Source organism: Chryseobacterium sp. HNCC26DJ239, from assembly GCF_057180445.1.
In genome coordinates this window covers 468,664-482,772 of sequence record NZ_JBXUGJ010000003.1, presented here as the reverse complement: position 1 = coordinate 482,772, position 14,109 = coordinate 468,664, and the positions used below count along the sequence as shown (strand labels likewise).

Annotated in this window: 8 protein-coding genes and 1 tRNA gene; 1 reads left to right on the top strand and 8 read right to left on the bottom strand. The window is 33.7% G+C overall.

What is annotated here, in order from left to right; genetic code table 11:
• Positions 1–657 precede the first annotated feature (657 nt).
• Together AC2A1D_RS08865 and AC2A1D_RS08860 are read right to left on the bottom strand one after the other, a co-directional pair.
• Positions 658–1,188, bottom strand: coding sequence for a hypothetical protein (locus AC2A1D_RS08865; protein ID WP_484043270.1), 531 nt, complete (start codon positions 1,186–1,188; stop codon positions 658–660).
• Positions 1,189–1,210: 22 nt separating this feature from the next.
• Positions 1,211–6,262 carry a hypothetical protein gene (locus AC2A1D_RS08860; RefSeq protein ID WP_484043269.1) on the bottom strand — a complete coding sequence of 1,684 codons (5,052 nt, stop codon included), beginning with the start codon at positions 6,260–6,262 and terminating at the stop codon, positions 1,211–1,213.
• A gap of 906 nt (positions 6,263–7,168) precedes the next feature.
• Here AC2A1D_RS08860 and AC2A1D_RS08855 point away from each other — a divergent pair.
• Entirely contained in the window at positions 7,169–7,792 is a 624-nt protein-coding gene (locus AC2A1D_RS08855) for a response regulator (RefSeq protein ID WP_484043268.1), read from the top strand.
• 3 nt (positions 7,793–7,795) lie between these two features.
• Here the strand turns inward: AC2A1D_RS08855 and AC2A1D_RS08850 are convergent, their stop codons facing one another.
• The 6 genes from AC2A1D_RS08850 to AC2A1D_RS08825 all read right to left on the bottom strand — a co-directional run bounded on the left by AC2A1D_RS08850 (position 7,796) and on the right by AC2A1D_RS08825 (position 14,028).
• The gene (locus AC2A1D_RS08850; protein ID WP_484043267.1) at positions 7,796–9,646 is read right to left on the bottom strand and encodes a sensor histidine kinase; all 1,851 of its coding nucleotides are present in this window, start codon (positions 9,644–9,646) and stop codon (positions 7,796–7,798) included.
• A gap of 48 nt (positions 9,647–9,694) precedes the next feature.
• Entirely contained in the window at positions 9,695–11,437 is a 1,743-nt protein-coding gene (locus AC2A1D_RS08845; protein WP_484043266.1) for a tetratricopeptide repeat-containing sensor histidine kinase, read from the bottom strand.
• A 199-nt stretch (positions 11,438–11,636) separates the two neighbouring features.
• Positions 11,637–12,593, bottom strand: a complete 957-nt coding sequence (locus AC2A1D_RS08840; protein WP_484043265.1) for an alpha/beta hydrolase fold domain-containing protein — start codon at positions 12,591–12,593, stop codon at positions 11,637–11,639.
• A gap of 169 nt (positions 12,594–12,762) precedes the next feature.
• Positions 12,763–12,849, bottom strand: a tRNA-Gly gene (locus tag AC2A1D_RS08835).
• 35 nt (positions 12,850–12,884) lie between these two features.
• Positions 12,885–13,268: a DUF3037 domain-containing protein gene (locus AC2A1D_RS08830; protein WP_484043264.1), complete on the bottom strand. Its 384-nt coding sequence runs from the start codon at positions 13,266–13,268 to the stop codon at positions 12,885–12,887.
• A complete protein-coding gene (locus AC2A1D_RS08825; protein ID WP_484043263.1) occupies positions 13,255–14,028 on the bottom strand; it encodes a HipA family kinase in 774 nt (257 codons plus the stop codon). The genes AC2A1D_RS08830 and AC2A1D_RS08825 overlap by 14 nt, the downstream gene beginning before the upstream one ends.
• Between the last annotated feature and the right edge of the window lie 81 nt (positions 14,029–14,109).

Below are 14,109 nucleotides of genomic sequence, written 5' to 3'. Positions count from 1 at the left end.
TTTTTAGATATCAAAAAGCTTTTCAAGTTAAACCTTAATTAATAATTTATTTCTTTTGCGAAATAATGAAATAAAAATACTTTCTTTTAAAATCATTATAGATTTCAGATAAAACACAATTCAAATAAAAACACACTGAATTTTCTTCAATGTGCTTTTAAATAATAAAGTAAAAAAAATCTAAGTTTAAAGACTTAAAACTCTTAGTTTTTGTCTTCCAATTCCTGTAATATCAATCTTTTTTTGAAATGTCTTGTTCTGCGTTTTAATAGTAAGGATAAGTATCGTATAAAATGATTTTTTCTCAATTCGCATCTGGGTAATATGATCTATAGGGAGTTCTAAGATTGGCCCTATAATACCTTTTCTTACAGGATGGTAGGATTTTATCGTGAGTATAATACCCGAGCTTTCAACATGTATACGCCTCAGATTAATGACTCTATAGAGTAAATAAACCAAAAAGCAGATCAAAAAAAACATAATAAAGCTGAAAGAAAACTCATACATTATCTGCAACAAATAAAGTACAACTAACCCCAAAATATTTATAGTAATTAAAAAGCTTATAAAATAAATTTCTTTTTTTATGCTTTTGGAATTATCTATTTTAAATTCTTTTGTCATAATAGTGCTTTTTAAAAACCGAGAAAAAGATTATGGTTTCCAGAAAGACCAAACAGTTCCATTGAAAACGGCCAATTGCTGAGTAACAGTATCAAAAGCGATTGTTCCAGGCTCTGGATTAATTATTTTAAGATGCGGACTGGCAACTTTTGGCAAAATCATAGCTTTGTCTGTATCTGCAAGCACTAATATTCCTGGTGTTGTATCTGTAGATGGTGTACCTCCAATCATTGCTTTTGCATCAGGTTTTTCAATGGCAGAATCCTGTAGAGAGGTGTTTACAACTCCGTTATCTCTTAGTGTTAAATCAAACCAAGTTGTTGCTCCATTCTTATATTTAATTTTTTTGTCTGATGCATCAAATATGATGGTTCCTTCTACCGCTCCTACAACATTACTTTCAGAGGAAACCCATGGCAGAATCATCGCTCGAGCGTTATCTGAGGAATCATAAAACTCCAAAGATACAGATGCGTTTGTTACCGCAGTTTTTCCTATTGCCACTTGTGCCGAAGCACAAGCAGCATATAAGGAAGCAGTTATTATTAATATGTTTTTCATTTTTTTGATTTTTTAATAATTTTTAATCCGGACAAGCTGGTGTTACATAACATTTCCAACCAGCCGCTGTTCCATTCGTATTAATCATTAAGCAATGTTGTGTAACATTGTATACCATCATCCCTGCAACTAAATTTGCAGATGGTATTGCTGCAATTTGTAAATCAGTCAGTCGATTAACAACAAAACCTTTTGTTTTTGCTTCTAAAACTGTCCAAGCTCCTTTTCTCACCATTGGCCAGTTTCCGTTATCTGCTCCTGCTCTCCCTAAAGATGTTACACCATGATTAGTAGATAAAACAGTCCCCGATGTCGCCGCAGGTTTGTAACAAGCAAGATTAAAAGATTCGGATTCTCCTGTACAAACACAATTGGTGATTGGAGATAGTACAGCAACAACCTTAACACCTGTGGAACACATCGTTGCGGGAATTGAGTACGCTTCTGTAATCGTAGTTCCTGCATTGAAAGTACTTAACAAAGTTGCGGTGCCAAGTAAAACACCATTAGATACTCCATTAGAATCTGCGCAATAAAAATCTATTTTCACAGGATTTGTTGGAGCTGCATTGGTTTGGTTAATAGAAGATGTGTTAGCAATAGTAATACTTCCCACTAAATTACCTCCTGAAAAATTTCCACTAATTGAAGTAATATCTAAAACTGGATTATTTACTGTAAAATTATACACATATGTTCCTGTCTGTATCACTACATCTGTACATTGACCACCTGGAGCAGTTGCGCACGCAATACTTCCCGCTTTATCAAAATTTCGTACCAATATCTGATTGGTTCCACAAGTAATTGCGCCAGATTTTACAACAGTGAGAGTATAGTTGATCTCATCTCCTGAAACCATTCCGCTAGGAACCGATAAAATAATATATCTTTTCCCAGTAACAGCATCCGTATAAACCCCTTGAACAACGGGACAGAAAGTTCCAGTACATGCAAGAGGAGAACTCGAAAAATCATAACCTAAAGGTAGATCAACACGAGTTGTTCCTGTAGAACCAGTAGGATTACTGCTTACAATAGTCTGTTTAAAAGGAACTGCTAATGGAGCATTACAATTATCAAAAGTACCTACAGGGTTTATCGATATTTCGCTAGAAACTAAATACGCGGGATCAGCTCCCTGAATTGTTAATGAATTCGATGCTAATGTTGCGCCATTCCCTGTTGTATCTGCTCCACAAGTGTTTTTAGCATACGGTGATAACGTAAAGTTTGAGCCAGAGACAAATGTACAATCCGTAGTAATATTAAATCTTACTTCAATGGCTCTATTATTAGCATTTCCACCATCATTTAATGTACCAGGCAAACCATTTGTATTGTTATAATTTGGATGGGTAGTTAAATCAAGCAAAACAGTATTACCCGAAGTTGTATATGCCACAGAAGCCCAATTATTAGCACCTTTAGGATATTCTACCTGAATGCTACTTGTAACCAAAGTTGTTCCTGTGGCTAAATTAATGGCCAGTTTAACATCTGTCAAATTACCCGCACCTGCTGAATTTACTTCATATTGAAATGCTAAAGGTGAACAAAGACCAGTAATTGGTGTAGAAGGTTGCGTAACCGCACCAAGCTGAACCTCCCCCGGAAGCGGCGTAAATGGCAAACTTAAAGATAAAGGGGTACAAACATACCCTGCAGGACTAGTAGGATACCCTGCGCAATCCCAACCTGCTGTTACATTAACTGTAGAAGCCGTACAAACTGTATATTTAAAATCTAGCCTAAAATCTCTGAAAGTTCCAGGAGCTAAACCCGCAGAAGAAATCTTGAACCAGTTTCCACCGGAGTGTGCAATTGGTGTTGCTACAGCGCCAGAAGTAAGATCAACAACCTGTGTTACCGTAACTCCTGTTTGTGTTGGCACATTAAACCAGATATAGGGCGCTGTTGAACCTCCGTTAGAAGAAACACGAATTGTGAAACTTTCAGTAGGTTTAGATGCTTGTATTGAGCCCGTTTGGTTGGCAACAGTAATACTTGGTTTAGTAGCCGTTGAAAAAGGAACTCCAACAGCGAATTGGTTTGTAGCGCTATTATCATATGCAGTATAAACATCATAAGGATTAGTAGCAAGATCAGCATAATGATAATAATAATCTGGACCAGAAAATCTATACCTAATTGTACTAGTTCCTGTTGCAGCGCAACTTGGGGTAAATCTTAACGTAAATCCAGCACCAGTTGTTACATAAAGATCTATTTCCTGAGCTGGTGTACTGGTGAAATCGAATCTATAGATATTACCGCCGGTTGCGGGAGTAATTGAAGTCGGAGTTGTAACATTGCCTGAAAGATATAGATTTCCATTACTTGAAATATTAACAAACGTTAATGAAGTAGGTATAAAAACCTCAAGAGCAGTAGGTTTAAAACCAGGTCTAAATTCATTCTTGAATTTAATACCATTTACACTAAAGTTTCTGTAGCCAGATATTTGTAGCGCGGTAAGAGTACAACCTTCTATTGCAGAAACAGCACCAGATGAATAAAGGTAATCTGTCCCTGACAAATACATTTCTGGAACAAGTCCACTACAATGATGATCAGCTCCATTTACGAGATTATACATGTAAAAAGTATTTCCTGTTTGCATATCTCTTTGAGGGAGATATGGAAAATCCTGAATTACAGAATAGTGAGAAATGGTTTCAATAACATCACCTACTAATAATCCTCCACTTGGCAATAATGAGGTAGCATTCCAAATTACTACTTGTTGAGTGCTACTACTTCCCGTAGTGCTTAGTACGCTTGTTCCCAACGTTCCAGAAGCAACTGTTGTTCCTCCTCTTTTAATGACAACATCTATTGTTTTTGCTTGGATAAGGTCATAAGCTGTAGCAGAACCTTTTTTGTCAATAATCAATTTTACATAAAGATTATCCGCAGCAGATACTTGCTGAATACTGTTAGCTTTGATAAAGAAGTTATCTAAATACAATGCTTTAGCTAAGTTATAATCATCAATATTAGCTCTTGTTTGGTGGGTCGTCATCGAAGAATTTGTCCAACCTAAAGAATCATCTTCTCTTTCCATTTTCACGTAGGTCATTTGTGGACCATCCATAACGCATGGAGCAGGACAAATTACATTCGCCAAAGTATAAGTTCCACAATATAAGTTAGGAGAAACTCTACAGTTGGTTGTATAATCATTAATATAATTTGTTTTATAAGTAATAGGAACCGCTCCACCAGTACCAGTAGCGCAATCAAATACCAAATCAATAAAAAACATACCCATCTCAACACCAGGAGAAAGAACTGTTAATTCTCTTGTAGTAGCATTATATGTATAAGTTGGAGTAAGTATAGTGGTAGAATTTACATCCTTCCCATTTACCCATTTTATGTTTCCTGTTCCAGAAATATTAACCCCCACAGGAAGAGTAACCACCCACTCATAACGCTGGTTGGGGTTGTAGTTAATCGTTCCCATAGCATACCAAGTTTCAGCAAAACGCATTCTAAAAGGTACACCATCATATATGTTTGATGGAGCATAACTATTATCAGCTTGCGTCAATACTTCTCCCATGTACGTTCTTGTTAAACTATAATCGCTTGCTGAACGGTTTGAGTCCCATACCAACGAAGTAGTTTTAGAAGTAGAACACATATCATCGTAAACAATATCACCTTTGAAATTCCAGAATCTACTCCAAGATTGATTACAAGATAAGTTGTTACTTCTGTTAACATTTAATGTAAATGTTATAGTGGATCCAGGAAGTAAATCATCATAATATCCATCACCATCCAAATCTTCTAAACCAGCACCAGTTCCATCGGGATCTGTTGTAAAATGATTTTTGAGATCAATTCTTAAATGAGCATTTGGACTTGCAGTGGTTATTGGTAACGAGTTTCCGTTATATGTTAAAGTATTAAGAACAAATAAACTATTCGATGTGTCAAAAGTTCCTGTCACATCGCCCATTGTATTAACACCACCTCCAACTCTAAAAACAGCGTTGTACATGGCAGCAGTTTTAGTAGTACCTGTACCAGCATTTTTATAAGTAAATGTATAATTATAAGGCAAACAATCATTTACATATCCCACCTTTGCAACTGTAAAAGTCGTAAGAGAAGCCGCCCCTAGTGTTGCAGAAATACTACCAATTCCAGTAACTGTTTGGCACCAAGAAGCTGGTGTGCTATCGCATCCCCATCCAAAATTATAATTGGTGACCCCAGTACAAGATTTTACGGTATAATTTTCAGAAAAGGTTAAACCCTCTCCGTTATCAAAAGTTCCGCCTGATAAATTTGCGGAGGTAATTGTATAGTATCTTGTTGTACCAGAAGTGGAAGTCGGCGTTAATGTTAACGGTGTTCCCGTGCTTCCACTTCCGCCAGTTAATGTTAAAGAATTTTGTACAATTCCACCCGCTGGATAATCAATACTAAAATGTACAGCATTAGCAGACCCATTACCTCCATTGGTTAAACTGAAGGTTCTGTTATAAGCAGTGTTAATTTCTGCATTAGCTTGTAATACAGGTTGCGTAAAACCAAATACAGGATAAGAAATGGTATAAGATCCAGATTCTGCCACAGTAGGTGTTCCTCCATCAATAGAAGCAGAAACGGTGTCTTTGAAGGTTGTCCCTACAATTACAGCAAGTCTTGAAGGACAAGTTGCTTTTCTCTCAATGGTAAAAGTAATCTCGTTACCAACAGCCAATGCTGAAGGTCCAATTTTAAACACAGGAACATTAGCTGTCCCCCCATTTTCTATTATTGTAAGCGTTGCATTAGAAGAAACAATTGAAACAGAGCCGGGTACATACTCTACTCCAGGACCTAAATTTATACTTACATCTGCACCTGTCGTTGATGCTTGTGCTACACTCAACCTTACTTTAAGCTGAGATGTTCCGTTACAAATCGTAAGATTTCTAGGATTGGCGAAAGGCGCCGAAGTGAAAATTGGAAAATTAATGAGAAAAGACTGCGCGCTTGATGTAAAAAATACAAACAAAAGCAGCACAAAAGAAAATTTCTGCATCAATTTTTCCGCCAGTTTATTATTTATCATGTTATGTTTTTTTTATTTTTTTAATATGTAGCACACTCGTTGTGCACAAGAATTATAAAAACCTGGAAGGAGGTGGCCTGGAAAAAAGATCGCGTCTATTTTTTTTTCTTCTGATAAAAAAAAATCCACTCCAATTTGTACTTAAGTACAAAAAGAAGTGGAAAACGCAAATCTTTGAAAAAAAGGATGTAAACAATGTATTACCGTACGCAATACAAATACTTTTTTCGCTAATATCAGAAGGATAAAAATGATATAACTTAGTCGAGAAATAAAATGTTTTTAAAGCTGCTGTTAAATGAATGTTTTTTACATATTCACTTTTCACCCTAGAAGAAATACTTCTTTTGCTAACCTTTTTTGATTTTCTATTGTAAAATTTTTTAGCTTTATGCAATGCGGATGATTGTTGACTGTAAACAACAGCATCACCAAGCAAAATAATTCTAAAATCAGAGACTTCTTTACAAAAAAAATTTTCACAAAACAATAAGATGGAAACAAAACAGAACAGTTTTGCTCTCATTAACCTTAAATATTTAAGAGTTAATACATTTGTTTCCATCATTTTGTTTTTTTTCATCAAGTGTTCTTATTACTAAGGACACTCATTGGTTTGTGTGTTTTTAGAAATCGTATCTAAAACATACAGCATTACTACTAAGCGCTATATATTTCACTAAAGTCTTTGGCAAAAGTATGTTGTTTTTTAAGGCAGCGAAATAAGGATTTATCACCACTTCAAATCGTTTTTTAATCATTGTAACCATTCTCAATCCTACCTACGACGCTTTCATAATAAAAAAACGCTAGGTTCAGAACTCTGTCATAAAAAACTTTATCATGATTTATCATGATTTTAAAATTCTGTGATTTCATTAATTTTGTAAATAATTAAAGCAACACATGATTAAAATAGTTTTGGTAGAGGATGAAGTGGACGTTCAGGATTTGTTAATAAGTATTTTGTCTTCCGTAAAAGAATTCGAACTTTTAGGTATTTTCTCTAACGGGCAAAATGCGGTAAGGAATATTCCGCTTCTAAAACCTGATATCGTACTCATGGATCTTGGTTTGCCCGACATTTCAGGAATTGAATGCATCAAAACACTAAAAGAAAAAGGCGTAGAATCTGAGTTTATGATATTCTCAGCGTTTGACGATTCCGAAAATATTTATACTTCTCTTGAAGTTGGCGCCACATCGTTTCTAATGAAAGGAAGCAAACCAGACTATATAATACAATCGATAAAAGATCTTCATGATGGAGGAAGCCCTATGAACCCGGAGATTGCAAAAAAGCTAATACAAAGAATATATGCAAAACCCGAAAACGAGTTCGCAAGCATCATAACGGCGAGAGAAAAAGAAATTTTAGAATTACTTTCTAAAGGGTATTTATACAAAGAAATTGCAGACCAGCTAGAAGTTTCTTATAATACAATAAAAACCCAATGCTATAAACTTTATAAAAAATTACAAGTTACCAATAGAACTGAGGCAGTAAATAAAGTGATGGGAAAACAGTAAATTTTATATATTAATTTGAACTTCCACCTTCGTTCCGAAATCTTTTTTAGATGTCAAGTTTACATGCCCTCCAATTTCTTCAATATTTCTTTTGATATTATGAAGACCATTTCCTTTTTGAACATTTTCCATATCAAAACCAACTCCATCATCATTAATTATAATGCTTAAAGTTCTATCACTATAATCAAAAAACAACTCCACAACCTTTGCTTCTGAATATTTTACAGCATTGTTTATAATCTCTTTTATTGAAAGATAGAGCTTTTTACGTACAAATGCTTCCAAATAAACATCACTTTGCTTGCTTACATTTTCTGCTATTTCAAATTGAATGGTAGTAACCTCAGCAAATTCTCGTAATTGTTTTCTAACAAAAGCAATTAAATTCCCCAAAGTATCATTATCAGTATTAAGGCTCCAAATAATTTCCTTGGTTTTGACAGAAATTTTTTCAATATTTTTTGTAATAATTTTTAGCTCTTTTGTTTCATTTACAAGATCATTACTATTCATCATGTAAGACGCTAATGAAATAGCGGTAATATTACTTCCCAAATCATCATGAATCTCCTGAGAAATCCTATTTCTTTCTAACTTTGTAATTTCCAGCTTATTATTTAACAATCCTAGTTCTAGTTCTTTCTGATAAATTTTCTTTTCATGATGTCTTCTAAAGAAAAAGAAAAGAATGCCAGTAAGTAAGATCCCTCCAAAAATGATTTTTTGCAGGAGTGAATTTTTTTTGTAATACAAGATTTGAGCCTCCTTCTTGTCATTATCGTACTTAAATTCCATCTCGGTCGCAAAAATTCTCTTTTCTTTTAGCTTAATACTGTCATTTAAAGAGTTTATTCTCATCAACTGTTCATACGCTTTATCTTTTTGCTGAGTATCCAGATAAAAATTCATCAAATAATTTCTGGTTTCTTCTTCAAAAGCATAGTTTTTGGAAGATTGTCCGGATTTTATACTGTTAAGATACAGCTCTTCCACTTCTTTGTATTTTTTCATCTGCATTAAGGCAAACGCCTTGTAAGAAGAATAATACATTTGTTCATAAGCGCCTTTATTGGTAGCTAAAGCAGAATCGATATATTTTATAGACTCTGGAAAATTTCCGGTTTTCATATCTAAGTAAGAAATTGTGCTGTAATAACGATCAATTAACAATCTATATGTAGGATTTCGTTTTATTTCTTGCAGATAATTTATGTTTTCTTTCTTAATCTTTTCAAGTTCCTGAAGATCTTCTGTACTGTAAGAATTATACATTGAGGTTATAAAAACAAGCTCTCTGTTTTTCGTATTTTGTGCAAGAGCATAAGCTTCTCTAAGAAATTTTTTAGACTTCTCACTATTTAGAGTACGGGTATAAAAAACACCTATCTCACTCATTATTCTTGCTTGTCCATAAGTGTTTTTTGTTGCCTCATAATATTTCAGTAGTTTAAACAGGCAATCTGAAGCTTTTTGTATATTTTGTCTGTCTTCCGCAAGAAGATATTCGTAGAAAAGAAAATATGAAGATATTTTAGAGTTATCTTTTACCTCATTTTTAGCAGAGTTTAAATACTCTTCAGCAAGTTCATAATTTCCGTTAATCCTGGAAACATTAGACATCGCTAAGTAAAATTTCGACTTTACCAAAGCTGAATTTTGGGCTTCAGAAAGAATCTTAAGCTGTTTTACCATTTTAAAAGCTTTTTCTCCATCTACTTTTGCCATTTTTATGGTTTCGTCGTAGGTAGAATCAAATTTCTTATTCTCAGTTTCATAAATCATTAATAGATTCTGAGAAAACCCAAGCTGAAACAAAAAGGTAGCAAGAAAAACAAAATACTTTTTTTCCATACAAACAAATAATTTAAAGAAATCTCCTTTTTGTACCTCAATATCAAATTAAAGCACTACAGATATTAAAATGGTTGTTCCTTTTCCAATTTCTGAATCAATATGTACCTTTCCATTAATTTCTCGGATGTTTTTATTAATATTCAGTAAACCGTTTCCGTTTGTAACTAACTCTTTTACAAACCCTTTACCATTATCCTCTATAGAAACTGCAAGTAATTTGGGTGCATAATCAAAGTTAATTTCGATTATGGTACCTTCAGAATATTTTACCGCATTGTTTATAATCTCTTTTATAGACAGATAGAGCTTTCTACGTACAAATGCTTCGAGGTAAACTTCTTCATGTACTTTGATATTTTCTTTAATGGTAAATTTTAGAGAAGACAGTTCAGAAAATTCTTGTACATGCAGTCTTACGTATGCAATCAGACTAGACAGAGTATCGTTATCGGTATTTAAACTCCAGATAATTTCTTGTGTTTTTGAAGTCATCTTTTCGATATTTCTCGAAATAATAGCCACTTCTTTCGCGATAGTACTATCATTTTTACTCTGTAAAATACTAGAAGCAAGAGAGATACTCGTAAGATTAGAGCCCAAATCATCGTGTAGTTCTTGGGAGATACGGTCTCTTTCTTTTTTAGTAATCTCTATTTTATCATTAAGTATTTTTAGCTCTAATTCTCTTTGAGCTTTTTTGATTTTTTGATTTTTTCGGAAATAATATATACTTAAAACCAAAATAATAAAGCTAAAAAGCGAAATAATTACAATAGTAATCGTTCTATTTCTTTTTTCAGATATTTTGGTTTCATCTCTTAACGAGTTAAAAAGATTGTTTATTGCGATCACGTCGCTCTTCGAAGTTTTATCCTCAATTTGCTTAGCAAGCTTAATATATTTATTGTAATTAGAGAAATCCTTTGTTCTAAAATATCCCTCTGCTAAGCCATTATACATTTTTAAACTAATTGAATGCTCATTGTCTAATACTTCCTTTTCTAAAACTTTTAGAGTATCTATCGCTCTTCGATTTTCATTTTTTTGAAGATAGGCATATGAAAGATTAATGTAAGCATCTTTTCTAATAAGTGCTTCATAGGGAGAACCTTTCCCGTAATTAATTGCTAGTAAAGCTTTTTGCTCCGCAAGAATCATTTTTTTATCCTGCAAATAAATTTCGGCTAAATCATTATTTAATATCGCATAAGTATTTCTTACAATTATTGAATTTTTTCCTTCACCTTTATCTAAAAGAGTAATAGCTTTATTGATATAATGTTGGGCAGAATCAATTTTGTTTTGTGCCAAACAAATTTTTGCGAGTTCCCTTATAGGCCCCGCCTTTTTCCAATTATCTTTAGGGTCATTTAGCTGTTCCAAAAATTTTAAAGCTTTCTTTGTACTCTCAGTTGCTTTAGAATAGAGCCTTGCGTTTCTGTATTGGGTTGATAAATTTGCAAAAGTACGTGCAACAATTTCCGGATCTGCATTTTTAGAATTCTGCAATATTAATTCATTAGCTTTTATTGCATAATAAACCGAAGAATCATTTTCTGTTAACAGACCTTTCGCTAATGAGATATTAATTAACGCTTTGGTTTTAAAACTAACATTACTTGTCTTAGCAAATATTTTACGAGATAAAATTAGAGTAGAATCTAGATCACTAGTAAGAAGAGTTCTTGTTTTCTCTAAATCTTTTTCAGCTTGTTTATCAGAATATTGCGCATTCAAATTAAACGCAAAAAGAACTAAAAGAAGATAGAATCTTATTGGCTTCATCATTTGTACTAATTAGTTTTTAGATTATTTATTTTGAGCAATTAAAATTTAAATTTTTTACTTAAAAAAAATAAATTGCTTATAAAATAGTAATCAAATATTTACTAAAAATCGTTAAAATAATTAACTTCAACAAGTGTTTGCCAAGATTTTATCGAAAATTTTAAAAATAAACTCATTATTAACTACCAAAGACGATAATTTATTTCTTTTGCGAAATAATGAAATCTACCATTACTTGATTGAGTTCTTTTTGATATTCGGGATCGGTGGTATAAAAACCGTGGTTTCCTTTTTTTACAATGACAAAACGATGTGATGTCCCTGCTTTTTTAAGCATTTTATTAAGCCGCTTAGAATGTCGAATGGGTGCAATTTTATCGTTATTCCCGTGTAAAATTAATGTAGGAACAGTATTTTCGGAATAAAACAAAGGCGAAATCTGTTTACAGTAAGCTACCACTTGCTTTTTATTTGAGGCATCTAACCCCGTCATTCCTTTAATTAATTTCCCTCGTAAATCGACAATTTTCTTTGAAATTAAACCCGCCAGAAAAAGCACAGGTTTGGGAGCACGTGTATGTAAAAGTCGGTTAATATCAACCGGCCCGAAATTATCAACAACATAATTCACTTTTGAAGAATAGTTCTGTAATTCAGGAGATCCTTGAAAATCAGAATCTAAAGTGTAAGCATTCAGCAAAGACAAATGCGCACCTGCCGAAACACCCCACATCCCAATATTATTAGGATCAAAATGATATACTTCTGCATTTTTCCTCACCCATCTCACCGCATCTTTGGTATCTTGAATAGGTGCAGGAAAATGTAAATTTTCATTTAAAAGTCTATAATTTATGCTTACAATGGCGTATTTTTTATCCAAAAGTTGAAGCATCGTTTGCTCCACATAATTATCTTCTGTAATCACTTTATCTCCTTCAACCCAAGCGCCACCGTGAACATATACAACGACAGGAAACTTTTCTTGCTTTTCGGTTTTAGGTAAATAGATATCTAGTTTGATTTGATTTCCCGCATCATCCGTTTTATAGGTAACATTTTCTATATAATTTGAATTTTCCGGAAGCAACGTACTTTTTGGTTTTTTCTGCGCCCAAACCGAAACATGAACAATAAAAACGAAAAAGAGAGTCAACAAAAATCTAATTTGCAAACGAAAACTTGTAGGGAATATCATAAAGAAAATTTTGGTGTTACTTTACCAATTCTTCAAAAAGTTTACCAAAAAAATATATACTACCAAGTTTTGGTAAAAAACAAAAGGAGACTTAACTGTCTCCTTTTTAATATGTTGTTTTACTTTTTTCACAATACGGGACTCGAACCCGCAAGTTTCTTACGAAACGGCACTTTGGCAAAGTGCTGTGTTTACCAATTTCACCAATCGTCCATATTTGGATTCACAAATATACGATTTTTTTTTTAGTTACTTTACCAATTCTTCAAAAAGTTTACCAAAGGTTTGTTCCAAATCCTTAGACTTTCCGGGATGTGGTCGCGAAGTTTGTACTACCGCACTTCTTACTGCCGTTAACCAACGGAATCTTTCAGGAATTTCAAGCAAAGCAATGGGACCGCCTTCTTTTTTTCCTTCGGCGATATTTTTAAAACTTTCTAGATTTTTGGTGATATCATCATAATCCAGCTTGCTGTGCATGTACTTAAATTTATCGGGGCAAAGGTAAAATTCAACCTTAATAAATTTTTCTCTTTTCGAAAACATCACCAATCCAATGTTGAAAAACTCTTCTCTCTCAACCTTCGGAACCAAGCGTATCACGGCGTATTCGTAAATTTTATCCTCTTGCATTTTTGGCTTCGTTTAAAAAGATTTCAGAATTTTCAAGACGTGTTTTTAAGAAATTAAAATACACCTCACGAATCTCACTCGGCGTTTCTTCGGCATCGTTCCACTGCAACCAGTCTTCCGGAATTAGATCTACCATTTCTCGGAACAAATTATCGTTCAGAACAGATTTCGCAAAACGGTCGGCTTCATCCAACAAAGTCGCCTGCGGAAGCAAAACATGGTCTTTCACATATTTAAAAGGTGTTTTTGCAGCGGCGTCAAAATTCATCCAAGAATGATGAAAATAAAAAGACGCTCCGTTATCAATTACCCACAATTCTTTATGCCACATCAAAAGATTGGTATTTCTAAAAGTACGGTCAATATTGGTGATAAAAGCATCTAGCCAAACAATTTTTGAAGCCAAAAGCGGGTCAATTCTCATGGTTGAATCGAACGCAATTGCCTCAGAAAGATAATGAAGACCAAGATTGAGTCCTTCAGAATTTTTAAGCAAGTCTTGAATTTCCTCGTCGGCTTCTGTTCTTCCAAAATCCACATCCAAATAGGCAAAAACCAACTCAGGAATTTTCAAACCTAAAGCTTCTGTAATTTTCCCTCCTAAAAGTTCGGAAATCAACATTTTCACTCCATGACCTGCACCACGGAATTTTAAAACATACTTAAAATCGTCATCAGCTTCCGCCAAAGCAGGCAACGAACCTCCCTCTCGAAGCGGAAGAATGTAGCGTTGCACCGTAACTGTTCGTAAATTCAACATAGAGCAAAAATAAGGTTTTCCTTTGTGTTTCGTAGTAATTGTACTATTTTTAGGATTAAAATTTGTGAATTAAAAATCTGC